Source organism: Nocardioides sp. Root151, assembly GCF_001427925.1.
GTDB lineage: Bacteria > Actinomycetota > Actinomycetes > Propionibacteriales > Nocardioidaceae > Nocardioides.
Genome location: NZ_LMGG01000007.1, coordinates 401243 through 419082 on the forward strand (window position 1 = coordinate 401243; position 17840 = coordinate 419082).

Genomic DNA, 17840 nt, shown 5'->3' on the forward strand with positions numbered 1-17840 from the left:
GGCCGTGCGGACGTGGGTCCGGGGCCGTACCGTTGGCGCCACGAAGGACTCGAGGGGTCGGGAAGCGGAGACACACGTTGCACCAGATGTTGGACGCGATCACCGGCGTGACCCTGTCCGGGGTATTCGACCTGGGCGCCCTCGCGCGCGGCCGCAGCTATGCCGCCCAGGGCATGGTGCTCGACTTCGAGGTCAACGAGATCGGCGAGATGATCGAGATCGTCGGCCGGGTCGCCGGCAACGAGGCGAGTCCCTACTCCGTCGCCGTGCTCATCACGCCACCGGCCGCCTCGCCGAGGGTGTCGTCCGACTGCAGCTGCTTCGTGGGAGTCAACTGCAAGCACGCGGTCGCCCTGTTCCTCGCCGTCCGTGAGTCCGTGGCCCGGGTCCCACCGTTGCCCTCGACGCCGACCTGGCGCCGCGACCTCGACGCCCTGCTCGACGATCTCGAGGACACCCCGCCCGAACCCGCGCGCCGCCCCGGGCTGGCGTTGCGGTTCAACCTGCCGCGACCGTCCCGGAGCCGGTACGCCGGGCACCTCCCGCCGGCCGTCACCTTGCGTCCGCTGCGCAAGGGCGCGCGCACGAAGTTCATCAAGACCGGCATCGGCTGGCCGCAGCTGCACTACGCCCACCTCCGCGACGAGTTCGACCCTGAGCAGGTGGCCGTGCTCAGCTCCCTGGCCGCCGCCATCGGCCCGGTCTCCGGCGACAGCGCCCACCTCCGCGACGTCGGCCCGCAGCTGTGGGCCCTGCTCCGTCGGGCCATCGAGGTCGGCGTGCCGTTCATCCCGCACGGCCGGCTCTCGTCGATCGAGCTGCTCGACGAACCGCTCGACCTGACCGCCGACGTCACTGGCGATCTCACTGGCGACCTCGCTGGCGACCTCACTGGGGCCGAGCAGGGGAGCCGCCTGACGCTCGGGGTCTGGCACGGCGACCGGCTGGTCACCGGAGACTCCGTGCACCTGATCGGTCGACACCCGCACGGCCTGGCCCTGACTGTGCCCACCCAGCCGAACTCCACGGCTCAGGTCCCGATGCAGCGACTCCTGCTGGCGCCGCTGGCCCGGCGCATCCCCGACGCATTGCAGCGCCTCCACGAACGCGGCGGCCTGCTCAACGTGCCGGCAAAGGAGCGTGCAACGTTCGAGCGCGACTACCTCCCGCGGCTGCGCAACAGTCTGCCGATCACGTCGTCCGACGGCTCGATCCCGTTGCCCGACGAGGTGCCGCCGCGCCTGCGGTTGACCGTCGACTGGCGTACGGCGACCGAGGTGGCGGTGCACTGGAGCTGGGTCTACCGCCGCCACGACGAGGAGTGGGTCTTCGACCTCGACAGCCCCGACCCGGCCCGCGCCGTACGCCGACCGGGTGCCGAGGCCCGCGTGCTCGACGACCTGACCCTCGACGAGGTTTCTGGAAACCTGCTGCGCGGGCCCGACGGCGCGCTGGCTGCCCGGCAGGTGCTCGACGACCTGTGGGTGCTGATGTTCGCCGAGGCAGTGCTGCCGGCGCTGCGCGCGGGCGGCCAGGTCGAGATCGTCGAGGTGGGAGCGCGACCCGACTACCGCGAGGCGGTCGGCGAGCCGGAGATCGAGTTCGCGCTGACCGAGCCCGAACCGGGCGACGCCGACCCCGATCACACCGACTGGCTCGACCTCGAGGTGGTCATCCAGGTCGACGGCGAGCAGGTCCCGCTGCCGTTCGTGCTGGCCGCGCTCACCGCCGGCAAGGAGCGCCTGATCCTCCCCACCGGGCTGCACATCTCGCTCGACCGTCCCGAGTTCGAGCGGCTGGCGAAGCTGGTCGCCGCGGCCGCCGAGATCCAGGACAAGGAGTCGGACGGCGTCCGCGTCGGCCGTCACGACCTGGGCCTGTGGGCCGAGCTGGCAGAGATCGGCATCGTTGACGCGCAGGCCGAGCAGTGGGTGGCCGCGGCGAAGGCGCTCACCCGGCTCGAGGGGCTGCCCGACGTCGAGCCGATCGGGCTCAAGAGTGAGCTGCGCAGCTATCAGCGCGACGGGTTCCGCTGGCTCGTGCAGCTGTGGCAGTCCGGGCTGGGCGGCATCCTCGCCGACGACATGGGCCTCGGCAAGACACTGCAGACCCTCGCCCTGATCGGCCATGCGCGGGCCTCCGGTGCCGCACCCTTCCTCGTCGTCGCACCCACCAGCGTGATGACGGCCTGGGCCCACGAAGCCGCCACGCACACGCCCGGTCTCGACGTACGCATCATCGACGCCTCGGCGGCACGACGTGGCTGCACCCTGGCCGATGCGGTGGCCGGTGCCGACCTGGTGGTCACCTCCTACACGCTGTTCCGTCTCGAGGCCGAGGCGTACGCCGCCCTGCCGTGGGGCGGCCTGGTCCTCGACGAGGCCCAGGCGATCAAGAACCACCAGGGCAAGACCTACCAAGCGGTCCGCAAGCTCGACGTGCCGTTCCGGCTCGCGGTGACCGGCACCCCGTTCGAGAACAGGTTGATGGAGCTGTGGGCCCTGCTGTCGGTGGTGGCGCCCGGCCTCTACCCGTGGCCGCGGCGGTTCACCGACCTGGTGGTCAAGCCGGTCGAGAAGGACGGCGACCAGCAGGCGCTCGACCGGTTCCGCACCCGGATCCGCCCGTTCATCCTGCGGCGCACCAAGGACCTCGTCGCAGCCGACCTGCCGGCCAAGCAGGAGCAGGTGCTCGAGGTGGCGCTCGGCGCCAGGCACCAACGCATCTACGACACCCACCTGCAGCGCGAACGACAGGCGATCCTCGGGCTGGTCGACGACTTCGACCGCAACCGGGTGGCGATCTTCAGCTCGCTGACCAAGCTGCGCCAGCTCAGCCTCGACGCCGCACTGGTCGACCCCGAGCACGAGGAGGTCGGGTCGGCCAAGCTCGATGCGCTGGTCGAGCACCTCGTCGAGGTCGCCGCCGAGGGCCACCGCGCCCTGGTGTTCAGCCAGTTCACCGGGTTCCTCAAGCGCGCCCGCGCCCGGCTCGAGGAGCAGGGCATCACCACCCGCTACCTCGACGGCGCGACGCGTGACCGGCGCGCCGAGATCGACGGCTTCAAGGAGGGTGAAGCCGACGCGTTCCTGATCAGCCTCAAGGCCGGCGGCGTCGGCCTCACCCTGACCGAGGCCGACTACGTCTTCGTCCTCGACCCGTGGTGGAACCCGGCCAGCGAGGCGCAGGCCGTCGACCGGGCACACCGCATCGGGCAACGGCGGCCGGTGATGGTCTACCGGCTGGTCGCGACGGGCACCATCGAGGAGAAGGTGATGGAGCTCAAGGAGCGCAAGGCCGCGCTCTTCGCCTCGGTCTTCGAGGGGGACGCCGCGATGGGCAAGGGCATCGACGCCGACGACGTCAGGTCCCTCTTCGACGAGTGAGCTCAGAGGCCGACGTCGCCGTCCATCGCTTCGCGGATTATGTCGGCGTGTCCGTTGTGTCGTGCGTACTCCTCGACGAGGTGCTGCCACATCCAGCGCACCGAGTGGGCTCGATCCCGGAAGAGGAAGGTGTCGTTCAGGCTCGCACCCTCGAGCGCGGCGTCCACGGCCCGGCACTCGGCGCGGTAGGTCGAAAGGTCGTCCTCAGCCCCGTCCGGCTCGGCCTCCGCGAAGTCCGCGTCAGGTCTCTCGGGTCGGTAGTAGAGGTCGGGGACCTGCTCACCGCGGAAGGTCTGCCTCACCCACCCGCGCTCGGTGTCGCTCATGTGCCGCACCAGTCCCAGCAGCGAGAGCTTCGACGGCGGCACGGCCCGCGTGGCCAGTTGGACGGCGTCGAGCCCGGCGCACTTGCGCAACAGGGTGGCGCGGTGCCAGTCGAGCCAGTCCCGCAGCAGGACCTGTTCCGTTTCGTTGCGGCGCTCCGGGTAGTCCTCCGAGCGCTCGACGTCGGGTGCGGTCCAGGTCATTGCGGCAACGTATACACGCGTGCGAGGTCATCGCCAGCGGATTCCCGCGGCTCCGACGTGCACTCGGTCTGCTGGCTCGTGGTCCCAACGAGCCTCACACACCCACCCAGCCCCGTCGGCAGGCCTCGTGGCCGAGCTGGAACCGGGTCACCACCTGGGCCCGGTCCATCAGCTGGTGCACGCGTCGTTGCACGGTGCGCAGCGAGATGCCGAGCTGCCCGCCGATCGCCTGGTCGGTCAACCCGGCCAGCAGCAGGGTGAGGATGCGCGCGTCGACCTCGTCGATGCGTGACGAGGCGAGCTCCTCGATGCCGGCGTCGGTGGGCATCACTTCGTTCGCGCTGCCCCAGACCAGGTCGAAGAGGTGCAGGAGCGCGTCGAGCAGTCCGCTGCGGTGGACCAGCAGGGCACCACCGCCACTGTTGGTCGCTGTCGGCGCGAGGGGCAGCAACGCGAGCTGGCGATCCGCGACGACCAGGCGCAGGGGGAGGGTGTCGGTGACGCGGATGAGCTCGCCGGCTCGGGCGGACTCGGCGACGAGGTCGAGGAAGCCGGGCTTCTCGAAGGCCACCCGCTCCACGACCACGCGATACGTCACGCCTCGCGACAGGGCCACCTCCTCGTCGACGTTCTCCTCCGCGGACACGACGGCCACGGTCGACTTCACCAACGCCAGCACCTCCTCGCTGGCACCCCGCTGCAGCTGGGCGAAGCGCTGGGCGACCGCCTGCTCGCCACGCACGACGTCGATCACGTCGGTGTCGGTGCGCTCCGCGATGCTGCCGCGGTACTGCTCGGTGAGCGCCCCGAGCTCGAGCTTCGCGCGCCGGATGTCCTCCTGCCGCTGCACGATCAGCGACCCGATGGCCAGGTCCGGGGGAGACGCGACGAAGTGGCCCTGTGCGGAGGTCGACCGGGCGACCAGGCCCTTGTGCTCCAGGGAGTCGAGCGCCTCGATCAGCGGCGCGACCTCGGTGCCCATGGCAGCGGCCAGCGCCTCCGCCGACCCCGACGGCAGTTCCACCAGTCGGCGATAGGCGCCTTCTTCGATCGCGTTGAGTCCGAGCACGTCGAGCATCGTGCCTCCGATGGAGTGGGCGGAACCGGGGAGCTGCTGGCGGGCACGTGTCATGGCACTTCTCCGCCATGGCGCACGGTACTCCACCGTGGCATGTTCATGCCTACCCCACAGTCCCACTCGGAAGGGCACACCATGTCCAGATCCACTCGCTCGGCAGTCGGCGGTCTCACCGCCACGGTGGTCGCCACCGCACTGCTGGCCACGGCCCCGTCGTACGCCGACGAACCAGCCCCGACTCCTGGCGCACCGGCCACCGCCACCGGCAGCTCCCACGTCGTCACGTTGATCACGGGCGACGTCGTCACCGTCACCGACACGGGCCAGGGACCGGGCACCGCCTCGGTCCGGCGGGCACCCGGCAACACCGGCGGCATCCAGATCCAGTCGGTCGGCAAGGACCTGCACGTCGTGCCCGACGAGGCGCTGCCGTTCCTCGCCTCCGGCCGGCTCGACGCAGACCTGTTCAACGTGACCGACCTGATCGAGCAGGGCTACGACGACGCCTCGGTCACGAAGATCCCGCTGATCGTGCAGTACCGCGCCGGCCTGCGCAGCCAGCCGACCACCCCGAAGTACGCCGACCGCGGGCCTGCGCTGGAGAGCATCCACGGCGCGGCCATGGCCGCCAGCAAGTCGAAGGCCGAGAAGTTCTGGGACGGCGTCACCGCCTCGCAGGCGCGGTCCGGGCCGTCCGGCCAGTTCGCCGCCGGCATCGCGAAGATCCACCTCGACGAGAAGGTCGAGGCCAGCCTGGTCGAGAGCGTGGAGCAGATCGGAGCCCCCGAGGCCTGGGCCCAGGGACGCAAGGGCGAGGGTGTCACCGTCGCGGTGCTCGACACCGGCATCGACGAGACGCACCCCGACTTCGCCGGCCAGATCGCCACGACCAGGAGCTTCGTCCCCGGCGAGACCGTCGAGGACGTCAACGGTCACGGGACCCATGTGGCCTCGACCGTCGCCGGCACCGGAGCTGCAGCCGGCGGCACGGAGAAGGGCGTGGCCCCCGGGGCCGACCTCGCGGTCGGCAAGGTGCTCAGCGACTCCGGCTCCGGCGTCGCCTCCTGGATCATCGAGGGGATGGAGTGGGGCGCCGCCAACGCCGACGTCGTCAGCATGAGCCTGGGCAGCACCGAGCCCAGCGACGGCACCGACCCGATGGCCCTGGCCGTCGACGAGCTCAGCGAGAGCACCGGCGCCCTGTTCGTGATCGCGGCCGGCAACTACGGACGGGTCAGCGGCATCGGTTCGCCCGGCGCGGCCGAGTCCGCCCTGACCGTCGGCGCCGTCGACAACCAGGACGAGCGCGCCTACTTCCAGGACATGGGCCCGCGCCTGGGCGACGCCGTCGTCAAGCCCGAGATCGTCGCACCCGGCGTCGACATCCTCGCCGCCCGTGCCTCGAAGTCCCCCGGCAGCGGCTCCTACAAGTCGATCAGCGGCACGTCGATGGCGACCCCGCACGTCGCCGGTGCCGCAGCACTGCTCGTCCAGGAGCACCCCGACTGGACCGCTGCCCAGCTCAAGGACGCGCTGGTCAGCACCGCGAAGCCGCTCGAGGGCGAGACGGCGTACCAGGTCGGCGGCGGTCGACTCGACGTGCCGGCCGCGGTCTTCGGCGACATCGTCGCCACCGCCACGCGCGAGCTCGGCTACTACGCCTGGCCGCACGGCGACGACGCCCCGGCCACCCGCACGATCACCTACACCAACCTCGGGGACACGGAGGTCACCCTCGACCTCGCCGCACACGTCACGGACCAGGACCTGGCCGCGGCGCCCGAGGGCCTGGTCACTCTCTCCGCCGCGCAGGTCACCGTGCCCGCCAAGGGCACCGCTGAGGTGACCGTGACGTCGACGCCGAACCTCGGTGCCGGCGGCAAGAACTACTCGGGAACGGTCACCGCGAGCCTCGCCGGCGAGCAGGTGGCGCAGACCGCGGTCGGCCTGGTCAAGGAGGAAGAGCGCTACAACCTCGACGTGAACGCGATCGACCGCTCGGGCCAGCCCGCGGGCGGCTACGTGACGCTCTACCGCTACGGCGACCAGTTCGTCAGCACGCTCGCCATCGACCCGGCCACCGGCACGGTCGCGTCGCAGCGGCTCCTGCCCGGCGTCTACACCGTCACCAGCTGGCTGCCGGTGGACGGCGACGAGGGTGTGGCGCTGGTCGGCAACCCGCACCTGGTCATCGGGCGCGACACCCAGCTCACCCTCGACGCACGTGACGCCAACCCCCTCACCGCGCGCACCCCGAAGGAGAGCGTCGACACCTACCGGCGTCCGGGCTACTTCCACGACTCCGGCATCGGTGGCCAGTACGCCTCGTTCGTCAACCAGTACGACGTGCCCGGCAACGTCGACGACGTGTACGCCGCACCCACCGGCCAGGTCGCCGGCGGGGAGTACGAGTTCCTCACCCGCTGGCGCAAGACCGCCCCGCTGCTGTCGATGACGGTGGACGGCGCGCCCCTGCACCCGCTCGTGCATCCGACCGCGAAGCGTTGGGACGGCACGGCCAAGCTCTCCGCGGTGCACGTCGGCAGCGGAACCCCCGCCGACTATGCCGGCATCGATGCGCGCGGCAAGGCCGTCCTGGTCACCCGTGACGACACGGTCGACCCGGCCACCCGTGCGCAGGCCGCGCAGGATGCCGGCGCCCGGATGCTGGTGCTGGTCAACGACCGGCCCGGCGAGGTCTGGGAGTGGGCCGGCGGCACGGACCTGCCGGTGGTCACCCTGACCGCCGCCGAGGGCCGGCCGCTCATCGCGGCACTCGACCGTGGCCGCAAGGTGCGGATCGACGTGACCGGCACCGAGGCTCCGCCGTACCTCTACGACCTGGTCAAGGCGTACGGCGGTGCGATCCCCGAGGACCTGTCCAACGCACCCGCCCTGAGCGACCTCGCCACGGTGACGAACAGGTTCGTCGGCCCGAAGGGCACCCTCGCGTTCGACTCCCGGGCGGACTGCCGTTCGTGGAACTGGCCGCCCTGCCTGCAGGTGGGCGAGCCGGTCCACCTGGGCACCACCCGCGTCGACTACGTCTCCACGGAGAAGGGCACCGAGTGGTACACCTCCGCCCAGCACCCGGCCGGTTGGGGCCTGCGCGGCAACCGGCTCAGCTACCGGCCGGGCGCACGGGTCACGGCGTCCTGGTTCGACCCGGTGGCCCGGCCGCGCGTCGGCGAGGGCTACTGGCACCCGCGACGCTCCGGTGACTTCTTCGCGGTGAACGTGCCGACGACGAGCAGCGGGAGCCAGGGCTACACCGGAAGCATGGACGACGACTCGACGGTGCAGACCACGCTGTTGCAGAACGGCGAGGAAGTCGACACCAGCCCGTTCCAGGCGATCCAGACCACGGTGCCCACCACCGCGGACTGGGCCGACTACCGGTTCGAGATGGAGACCGCCCGCTCGGGTGAGACGTGGACGACCTCCACTCGCACCACCACGGCCTGGGACTTCCGGGCCCGCACCGGTGACACCGAAGGCTGGACGTACCTGCCGCTGGTGCAGGCCGACTACCTGCTCGACACCGACCTGCAGGGCGCGGTGAAGTCGGGTCGTCGCGCAATCGGCATCGAGGCGTTCCACCTCGACGACGTCGAGGGCGCCGGCAAGGTCGACGCGGCCACGTTGAAGGTCTCCTACGACGACGGAGCGACCTGGTCGCCCGTCAAGCTGAAGGGCTCGGGCGGTTCCTGGACCGGGATGCTGAACGTGCCGAAAAAGGCCGACTTCGCGTCCTTCCGCATCACCGCCACGGACGACGCCGGCAACGGCATCGACCAGGAGGTGATCCGCGCGGTGATCGTTCGCTGATCCCGCACCCGGTCGACGGCCGGCGTCCACCCTGGGGGTGTGGCGTCGGCCGTCGCTGCGACTGGTGCGCTGCGGGCTTGCGCGACGCAGCTGGCGTCGTGTGCGGCCCGCGCCGGCGAAGACACGACCCCTCGATCGCCCGGGCCCGAGTGGCTACCAACGGGCGTTGGCCAGCACCGGAATCGCAGCCCGGGCGCGGTCCACCTCGGCGAGGTCGAGGTCCACCACGAGCAGCCCCGGCTCCGCACCGAGCTCGTCGACGACCGTGCCCCAAGGTGAGACGACCGCACTGTGCCCGACCCCGGTCGGCGCGGTGGAGCCCGGGTCGGCGTCGGCCGGCAGCGCCTGGTCGACGGCCACCACGAAGCTCGTCGAGTCCAGCGCCCGCGCGCTGGTGAGCAGCTGCCACTGCTCGACCTTGCCGTCACCGGCTCCCCAGGACGCGCAGATCACGACTGCCTGCGCACCCTGGCGGGCCAGCTCGGTGAACAGGCCCGGGAACCGTACGTCGTAGCAGGTGGCCAGCCCGAGCGTCGCTCCCGCGATCTTGACGACGACGGGGGAGGAGCCGGGTGCGACGGAGTCGGACTCGGCGAAGCCGAAGGCGTCGAAGAGGTGGACCTTGTCGTACGACGCCTCGACGTCGGGCCCAGTGACCAGCAACGTGTTGCGGACCCGTTCGCCGTCGGCAGGCGTGAACATGCCGGCGACCACGGTGACGCCGTGCTCTGCAGCGATCTCCCGCACCCGCTCCGCCCACGGCCCGTCGAGGCCCTCCGCGACCGGATGCAGCGGGTTGCCGAACGAGCGCATCATCGCCTCGGGGAAGACGACCAGCTCGGCTCCCTGACGTGCTGCCTGCGCTGACGTCCGGGCGATGAGTGCGAGGTTGGCCTCGAGGTCCGCGCTGCTGCTGACCTGGGCAAGGGCGACTCTCATGACAGATCCCGTTTCCGGCGTGACTCTGCACGCCTGTTGTATACATTGTGTTCGTGACTACTGGGGAAGAACGACGATCCGGCCGCGAACGCGCCCTCGACTACCTGCGCACCGTGGTGCTGAGTGACCCGACCGTCGAAGGTCAGTTCATCAACGAGCAGGCGATCGCGACTGAGGTCGGGGTCTCCCGCACGCCGGTCCGCGAGGCGCTGCTGATCCTGTCGTCCGAGGGGCTGCTCCAGCTGGTGCCGCAGAAGGGCGGCTACGTCCCGCCCCTGTCGTCGCGGGAGATCCGCGAGCTGATGCAGCTGCGTGGGGTGATCGAGCGCCATGCGGCCGACACTCTCAAGTCGGGGGCCGAGACCGCCGAGGTGATGCAGGCGGTTCTCGACGAGCAACGCGCTCTCGTCGCCGACGTCGCCAGCACCGGCCGCGACTTCATCGACCTCGACCGCAAGTTCCACCAGGTCCTGGTCGACGCGGCCGGCAGCTCCCTGCTCTCCCGGACGTACGACGGACTGCGTGAACGCCAGGTGCGCGTCGGAGTCGCGGCCCTCGACGCCGAGCGCGAACGCCGCAGCTCGGTCTGCACCGAGCACGACGCGATCGTGAAGGCCGTGCGCAGCGGTAAGGCTGCCGCTGCGCACAAGGCCATCAACGCCCATCTCGAGAAGACCCTGGCCGCACTGCTCTCGGCCTGACCTCCGTCACGCCGGCGCTGGCGCAGGGGCCGGGGTCGGCCCGGCGAGCAGTGCCTCGTCCTCGGCGAAGTCGGGGTTGCGGCCCAGGAGCAGGCCGATGATCGTAAGGACACCGGCCACGGCGACGTACGCCGCGGGGGCCTGCCAGCCACCGGAGACGTCGAGCAGCCAGGTGAACGCCAACGGCGCGAGTGCGCCGCCGAAGACACCGGCGATCGTGTAGGCCAGCGACGAACCCGTGTAGCGAAGGCGCGGCGAGAACTGCTCGATCACGAACGCGGCCTGCGGGCCGTACATGAACGAGTGGATGCCCAGTCCGACCACCACGCAGGCGATCAGGGCGGCGGGGGAGCCGTTCTGGGTGAAGAGGAAGAACAGCACCGGCCACAGTGAGGCGAGGGCGGCGGCGATGCCGTAGACCAGGCGCCGGTTGTAGCGGTCGGAGAGCGCGCCGGCGAAGGGGATCAGGAAGAGCTGGAAGCCCGAGGCGACCAGGACCGCGGTGAGCACCTGCCCCTTGGAGAGGTCGAGCTGGGTGGTGCCGTAGGTGATCGTGAAGACCGTCATCAGGGCGTAGAGGATGTCGGGCGCCAGGCGCGACATGATCGCGGAGATCAGCGGCCGCAGCTCGGTCGTGAAGACCTCCTTCACGGGTGCGGTCGGGCGGTCCTCCTTCTCGGAGAGCGCCTTGAAGATGGGGGTGTCCTCGAGCTTCAGGCGGATCCACAGGCCGAAGGCGACCAGCGCCGCCGACATCAGGAAGGCCACCCGCCAACCCCAGGACAGGAACTGGTCCTCGGTGAGCATCGCGGTGAGCAGGAAGAGCATGCCGTTGGCCATCAGGTTGCCGGCCGGGGGACCGATCTGCGCCGCCGAGGCCCAGAGCCCCCGCTTCTCGGGGGTGCCGAACTCGCTGGACAGGAGGACAGCTCCGCCCCACTCGCCGCCGACGCCGACGCCCTGGGCGAAGCGCAGCAGCACGAGGATTGTCGGCGCGGCCACGCCGATGCTGGTGTACGTCGGCAGCAGGCCGATCAGGAACGTGGCGACACCGATCAGCACCAGCGTGATGACCAGGACCTTCTTGCGGCCGATCTTGTCGCCGAGCCGGCCGAAGACGATGCCGCCGATCGGTCGCGAGACGTAGCCGACGGCGTACGTCGAGAACGACAGCAGGGCGCCGGTCAGGGGGTCGTTGTTCGGGAAGAAGAGCTGGGGGAAGACCAGCGCGGCGGCGGCCGAGTAGACCGCGAAGTCGTACCACTCCAGGGACGTCCCCGCCAGGCTGGCGGCGTACGCCTTGGCCAGGGAGCGCCGGTCGACCTCGAGGTCTCCGGCGCGGAATGTCGTCGGTGAGTCGTTCATGGGAAGAGCCTCCTGTGTTGTCTGCCTCACATACTTCCTGTATACATTTCATATACGCAACCCCTTGAGTCCAACTTTTTCCAACTCACCGGAGGCCCCCATGACCACTCTGACCTTTGAGGTCGCCGACCGCGCTCCCGTCCAGGTGACGATCAGCCAGCTGCTCAATGCCGGGTACGCCGGGCGGGACCAGGGCAAGGTGCAGGCCCACATCGACGAGCTCGCCGAGCTCGGTGTGCCGGCTCCGTCGACGACGCCGACGCTCTACCCGGTCTCCCCGTACCTCGCCCGGCAGGCGAGCGAGGTCGACGTCCAGCACGCCAGGACCTCCGGTGAAGCCGAGTGGGCGCTGGTGATCACCGACGACGACGTGCTGCTCACCGTCGCCTGCGACCACACCGACCGTGATCTCGAGGTGCACGGCGTCGCGTGGAGCAAGAACGCCGGCCCGGACGTCCTCGGCAACCAGGCGTGGCGCCTTGCCGACGTGGCCGACCACCTCGACGACGTGCGTCTGCGTGGCTGGGTCGGTGAGGGTGACGACCGACGCCTGATCCAGGACGGAACGCTCGGCGACCTGCTCACGCCGGACTACTGGCTCGAGGTGCTCCGCGACCGCGGCCTGCACCGCCCCGGCACCGTGCTGCTCTCCGGCACCGTGCAGATGATCGAGGGCGTCGACCAGTTCGCCGAGCGCTGGGAGGTCGAGCTCTCCGACGCGGTCACCGGTCGCGCGATCTCACAGGCGTACGACGTCCGTGCGATGGCCCAGCCGATCGGCTGAGCCGAGCCGGTTCGGCCGGCGGTTCGGGTCAGGGGGAGAGGGTCGACTTGATCTCGGTCTTCAGCACCTTGCCGACCTTCGACCGGGGCAGGTCGGGCCAGACCTCGACCTGCTTGGGCGCCTTCACGCTGCCGATCCGCGCCTTCACGAACGCGGTCAGCTCCGCCGGGTCGACCGTGTGTCCGGGCTGGGGCTGCACGACCGCGACCACCCGCTCGCCCCACTTCTCGTCGGGCAGGCCGATCACGCCGCAGTCCTGTACGTCGGGGTGTGCGAGGACGGCCTGCTCGACCTCGGTGGAGTAGACGTTGAACCCGCCGGTGATGATCATGTCCTTCGCGCGGTCGACGATGTGCAGGAAGCCCTCGTCGTCGACGAAGCCGATGTCGCCGGTGTGGTGCCAGCCGTGCGCCGACGCCTCGGCCGTCGCGTCCGGGTTCTTGTAGTAGCCGGCCATCACCAGCGAGCCGCGCACGCAGATCTCGCCGGACTCGCCCTGCCGGAGCTGGCGGCCGGAGTCGTCGAGGATCGCCACGGTGACCAGCGGGGCCGGGCGTCCCGCGGCGGAGAGTCGCTCGGTCGCCACCGATCCGTCGGGTCTGAAGTGGTCGGCCGGCGGCATCATCGCGATCATCATCGGCGCCTCGGTCTGTCCGAACAACTGCGCCATCACCGGTCCGATGCGGGTCAGCGCCTCCTCGAGTCGAGTCGCGGACATCGGCGCCGCGCCGTACCAGAAGCACTCGAGTGACGAGAGGTCCGTCGTGTCGAGGTCAGGGTGGGCGAGCACCATGTAGATCAGCGTCGGCGGCAGGAAGGTGTGCGTCACGTTGTGCCGCTCGACCAGGGACAGGAAGCCGCCGACGTCGGGGGCGCGCATGATCACCACCTCGCCGCCACTGGCCAGCACCGGAAAGGTGAGCACACCGGCGGCATGCGTCAACGGGGCCAGCGCGAGGTAGACCGGTCGGCCGGTGAACGGGTAGCCCATCAGCGTGAGTGCCGTCATCGTCTCGAGGTTGTGGTCGGTCAGCATCACGCCCTTGGGCCGGCCGGTGGTGCCGCCGGTGCCGACGATCATCGCGAGGTCGTCGGCACCGGCGGGTCTGGTGGGTTCGCTCGTGGCGGCATCCAGGAACGCCTGCCAGGACAGGGCTCCCGGGACCTCGCCGTCGAGGCAGACCAGGGTCTTCAGCTGTGGCAGGTCGTGCCGGATCGCCTCGACGAGTGGCGCGAAAGACTCCTGGAAAACCGAGGCGACGCAGTCGAAGAGCTCGAGCAGCTCCCGGTTCTCCGCGGCCTCGTTGCGTGGGTTGATCGGGCACCACACCGCGCCGGCCCGGCTGATCCCGAACACGCAGGTGAACGCGATCGGGTCGTTGGCCGACAGGATCGCCACCTTGTCGCCGGGCTCGACGCCGTACGCGGACAACGCCGAGGCCACCCGGTCGGACAACTCCTGCACCTCGGCGTACGACAAGGACTCGCCGTCGGTGGTCAGGCACGGACGTTCCGGCCCGAGCGACGCGCCCTTGTCGAGGTAGTCGACCAGTCGCATCAGCGCAGGACCGTCAGCTGCGGCTCCGCGACCAGGCCGAAGGAGCGGAGGACGCCGAGCAGCTCGCGGTGGCCGAACGCCTGGCAGCCCGAGGCGAACCCGACCTGCTTGGGCGGGGTCTGCAGCAGCGAGTACGCGGCGTACGCCTGCAGCAGCCCGGTCTGCTTGTAGTTGCTGTTGCCGTGGATCACGCAGTGCGCGCGACCCAACGGCCCGGAGGCGTGCACGGAGTCGAGGGACTTGTTGACCCGCGGGTTCTCGCGCGGCGGCATCTCGTTCATCACCTGGGCGGCGGTCGCGGTCAGCGCGGCGTCGCGGTCGGCGTCGTTCATGTCCTTGGTGGCCTCGAGGGCGGCCGCGACGATCTGGGGTACGCCGTTCATCAGCGCCGCGTTGAAGACGCCGCCCTGCGCCTTCACGTTGGCCACCCGCGGATCGCGCTTGAACCACACCGGGTGCGACGTACCGCCCCAGGGCAGGGAGAGGGCCAGCTCGTGCTGGCCCGGTACGACGAGCGGCACGAGGCCCTGGCCGGGATCGAAGGCGACGTACTGGTTCTGCTCGAGGTAGTGCGCCGCGGACGTGGCGGCGTTGACCAGGATCGTGCGGGTCGAGGCGATCGTCGGGCTGCCACCCCAGAAGACCGCGATGTCGAGGGTGTCGAGCCCGGGGGTCTCGAGGCAGAGCTGGGCGGCGATCTCGCCGGTGGTGTACATCTGGGCGAGGCCGGGGGAGAGCAGGAGACCGGCCGCGGCGAAGTCGGCGCCGTACTGCTCCTCGCAGGTGATCAGCCAGTCCTGCTCGCCTGTGGTGTCGGTGTAGTGGACGCCGGCGGCCAGGCTGGCCTCGACCACCTCGGGGCCGTGGACGCTGAACGGACCGACCGTGTTGAGCACGACCTGCGCGCCCTGGAAGAGCTTGGTCAGCGACTCGACGTCGTGGTCGACGGTCTGGACCTCGTAGTCGGCGGTCTCGATGCCGGCGACGTTGCTGCCCATCGACGACTCGAGCTTGTCCTGGCTGCGGCCGGCGGCGACGAAGGGGACGTTGTACTCGCGGAGGTACTCGCAGACGAGTCGGCCGGTGTAGCCGGATGCGCCGTAGACGATGACGGGCTTGTCACTCATGGGGATGCCTTTCGGGAGGTGCTTCGGAGAGGGAGGGAGCTGGGTGGGAAGGCGCTGTCACATGCCCATGCCGCCGTCGACCGGCAGGCCGGCCCCGGTGACGAAGCGGGCAGCGTCGGAGGCGAGGAAGACGACGGCGTCGGCCATGTCGCCGACCTCGCCGAGGCGTCCTGCGGGGGTGAGTTCGATGACCGCGCCCACTGCCTCCTCCGGCGAGCCGAAGAGGCCCAGCGCTGCGACGTCGTTGGCCAGTCCGGCGCCCATCGCGGTGGGCACGAGGCCGGGGTAGATGCAGTTGACGCGTACGCCGGCGCCGAGCTTGCCGGCCTCCATGGCGGCCACCCGGGTGAGCCGGTCGACCGCGGACTTCGTCGCGGAGTAGACCGAGATGCCCGGGAAGGCGATGGTCGCCGCGACGGACGAGACGTTGATGATGCTGCCGCCGTTGCCGGCCGCGCCGCCGGGGCGCATGGTGCGCAGCCCGTGCTTGAGGCCGAGGGCGGTGCCGAGCACGTTGACCTCGAGCATGCGGCGTACGGCGTCGGGGTCGAGCTCGGTGATCAGGCTGGTGATCTCGATGCCCGCGTTGTTGACCAGGATGTCGAGCCCGCCGAGCGTCGAGACGGTCTCGGCGACCGCCGCCTCCCAGCTCGCTTCGTCGGTCACGTCGAGCCGGACGAAGCCGTGCCCGTCGCCGAGTGCCTTGGCCACCGCTTGGCCGGACTCCTCCTGGAGGTCGCCGATCATCACCTTCGCCCCCGCTGCCGCGAGCGCCTGCGCCATGCCCTCGCCGAGTCCCTGGGCACCTCCGGTCACCAGGGCTGTGCGCCCGGTCAGGTCGAACACGCTCATCTGTTGCTCCTTCGCGAGAGGGGTGGTGTGGCTCAGGTCACACGCTCCTCATTCTCTTGACAACTGTCAAGAGTTTCGCGAAGAGAGGTCAGGATTTCCCCCATTTGGTCGTCGTCCGGCCCCCGGTCCAGCCAGAAGCGCTCGCCCGTCGGCCTGGATGTGGGCGCGCACGGGAAGGTCGCCCATCACAGTGACCGTGGCGTGATGGGCGAGCTGGTGACCGGTGCGTCAGTTGCTCCAGCTGAAGTCGTAGTGGATCCAGTTGGTGTCGGAGAAGTCGAGGGAGACGCCCTCGGCAGAGGCGTTGAAAGAGCCGACTCCGCAGTTGCCGTCGGTCCAGATGAAGCCGTCGGGCAGGGTGATGTGGGCCTCGTGCGGCTCGTCGGTCACCGGGTTCCGCATCGACCGTCCCTCGGCGCGACCGACCCCCTCGATCTCCACGGCGGAGTCGATGCCGGCCTCGGTGATGTTGATCTGAGACTTGACCAGCCCGACCACGTCGTACGTCGTCCCGAGGATCTCCCACGGCATACCGCCGAGTGCACCGGTGTAGATCTGGCTCAGGGCCCCGATCTGGTCGTCGGTGGTCTCGGGCGCCACCACGAAGACCGCGCGTCCGTTGCCGTCGTGGATGGCGTGCGGCCAGTCGATGATCGCGACCGCGGAGACCCCGGCGAGGTCGACGTCCCCACACCGGCCCTCGCGGATGACGTTGGCGACGAGCGCCTTGCAGCTGCCGTCGGAGGACGACGGGAAGCCGCTGAAGTTGCAGGTGCAGCCGGGGTTGCAGTTGCAGTATTCGTAGCCGACGCCAGACAGGTTCCAGCGCGTCGTGGGCCCTGCTTCGGTGGTTGTCATGGTGTGCCTTCCTTCTTCTTCAGATCAGATCGGACAGCAGGGTCGGGCTCAGCACGACGACTGTTCCCAGGCCCAGTAGGGCCACCCCGAGCCAGGTGGCGAACGTGGCTCCCCATCGAAGGTTGCGTTCGACGAAGACGCCGACGGCGATCAACACGGCCCACCACGGGTTCATGGCAGCCGTCGCGACGAGCACGAGCATCAGGGCGACACAGCACCCGCAGCAGTAGCCCGCGTGCAGCAATCCGGCGCGGAATGCCCCGACGGGTCGCTCGAGCGATCCGCGAAGTCGCATGAAGTAGGACATCGGGGAGCGACAGTGCCGCAGGCAGGCCCGCTTCAACGGAGTGAGCTGGTAGGCGCCGGCGAACACCAAGGTGGCGCCGGCCAGCCGGAGCGCCCACCCCTCGCCGTCCTGGAGAGGCATCGCCAGTTCCCGCCACAGCAGGTACGCCGGCAGCCCCGTGAGTGCCCACACGATGAGGTAGGCAGTGACGAACCATCCCGTCGGCGCGACCTTTCCCGCGGCGGCTGCCCGCTGGTAGAGCCGAACCACCGGGGTGACCGCCGGCAGCATCATGGCCGCCATCATCAACGTCCACGCGACCAGGAACGGGCCGAGGGCCATGACGGTCTTGGTGTCGCCCATCTCGCCGCTCATGTCGCTGCTCATGTCGCTGGTCATGTCGGCCGAGAGCATCGACGTCAGCCACCATGCGGCCGCGGCGCAGGCGACCAAGGTCAGCGTCAGGATCTCGCCGCTGATGCGAGGGGTGCTCGATCTGAGGTGGCTCATCTCTCGGCAGTCCCTGCTGAGGGCTCCCCGAGAGGGCGATT

At 70.2% G+C, this 17840-nt stretch carries 13 protein-coding genes; 4 read left to right on the top strand and 9 right to left on the bottom strand.

Annotated features, from left to right (window positions below):
* Positions 1–86: 86 nt before the first annotated feature.
* A complete protein-coding gene (locus ASD66_RS19505; protein WP_056891934.1) occupies positions 87–3386 on the top strand; it encodes a DEAD/DEAH box helicase in 3300 nt (1099 codons plus the stop codon).
* A gap of 2 nt (positions 3387–3388) precedes the next feature.
* Here the strand turns inward: ASD66_RS19505 and ASD66_RS19510 are convergent, their stop codons facing one another.
* Positions 3389–3913 (bottom strand): DinB family protein, encoded by a 525-nt coding sequence (locus ASD66_RS19510; protein WP_056891935.1) that lies wholly within the window; start codon positions 3911–3913, stop codon positions 3389–3391.
* Between the two features lie 94 nt (positions 3914–4007).
* Positions 4008–5045, bottom strand: a complete 1038-nt coding sequence (locus tag ASD66_RS19515; protein ID WP_056891936.1) for a helix-turn-helix domain-containing protein — start codon at positions 5043–5045, stop codon at positions 4008–4010.
* A gap of 81 nt (positions 5046–5126) precedes the next feature.
* On the opposite strand from ASD66_RS19515, the gene ASD66_RS19520 reads away from it, so the two are divergent.
* Complete coding sequence (locus ASD66_RS19520; protein ID WP_056891937.1) at positions 5127–8819, top strand: S8 family serine peptidase; 3693 nt, start codon at positions 5127–5129, stop codon at positions 8817–8819.
* Between the two features lie 153 nt (positions 8820–8972).
* On the opposite strand, the gene ASD66_RS19525 is transcribed toward ASD66_RS19520, so the two are convergent.
* The gene (locus tag ASD66_RS19525; protein WP_056891938.1) at positions 8973–9758 is read right to left on the bottom strand and encodes a carbon-nitrogen hydrolase family protein; all 786 of its coding nucleotides are present in this window, start codon (positions 9756–9758) and stop codon (positions 8973–8975) included.
* Positions 9759–9811: 53 nt separating this feature from the next.
* On the opposite strand from ASD66_RS19525, the gene ASD66_RS19530 reads away from it, so the two are divergent.
* Positions 9812–10459, top strand: a complete 648-nt coding sequence (locus ASD66_RS19530; RefSeq protein WP_056892339.1) for a GntR family transcriptional regulator — start codon at positions 9812–9814, stop codon at positions 10457–10459.
* 6 nt (positions 10460–10465) lie between these two features.
* Here the strand turns inward: ASD66_RS19530 and ASD66_RS19535 are convergent, their stop codons facing one another.
* Positions 10466–11824, bottom strand: coding sequence for an MFS transporter (locus ASD66_RS19535; protein ID WP_056891939.1), 1359 nt, complete (start codon positions 11822–11824; stop codon positions 10466–10468).
* Between the two features lie 100 nt (positions 11825–11924).
* Here ASD66_RS19535 and ASD66_RS19540 point away from each other — a divergent pair, with 100 nt between their 5' ends.
* Entirely contained in the window at positions 11925–12608 is a 684-nt protein-coding gene (locus ASD66_RS19540) for a DUF2848 domain-containing protein (RefSeq protein ID WP_056891940.1), read from the top strand.
* A gap of 28 nt (positions 12609–12636) precedes the next feature.
* Here the strand turns inward: ASD66_RS19540 and ASD66_RS19545 are convergent, their stop codons facing one another.
* From ASD66_RS19545 to ASD66_RS19565, 5 genes are all read right to left on the bottom strand, one after another.
* Positions 12637–14166 (bottom strand): acyl-CoA synthetase, encoded by a 1530-nt coding sequence (locus ASD66_RS19545; protein WP_056891941.1) that lies wholly within the window; start codon positions 14164–14166, stop codon positions 12637–12639.
* The gene (locus ASD66_RS19550; RefSeq protein ID WP_056681994.1) at positions 14166–15293 is read right to left on the bottom strand and encodes a DUF5938 domain-containing protein; all 1128 of its coding nucleotides are present in this window, start codon (positions 15291–15293) and stop codon (positions 14166–14168) included. The genes ASD66_RS19545 and ASD66_RS19550 overlap by 1 nt, the downstream gene beginning before the upstream one ends.
* Positions 15294–15350: 57 nt before the next feature.
* Positions 15351–16145: an SDR family NAD(P)-dependent oxidoreductase gene (locus ASD66_RS19555; protein WP_056891942.1), complete on the bottom strand. Its 795-nt coding sequence runs from the start codon at positions 16143–16145 to the stop codon at positions 15351–15353.
* A gap of 228 nt (positions 16146–16373) precedes the next feature.
* On the bottom strand, positions 16374–17003 hold the full coding sequence (locus ASD66_RS19560) for a DUF1326 domain-containing protein (protein ID WP_056681987.1): 630 nt from the start codon (positions 17001–17003) through the stop codon (positions 16374–16376).
* Between the two features lie 19 nt (positions 17004–17022).
* Positions 17023–17799: a DUF2182 domain-containing protein gene (locus ASD66_RS19565; RefSeq protein WP_056891943.1), complete on the bottom strand. Its 777-nt coding sequence runs from the start codon at positions 17797–17799 to the stop codon at positions 17023–17025.
* Between the last annotated feature and the right edge of the window lie 41 nt (positions 17800–17840).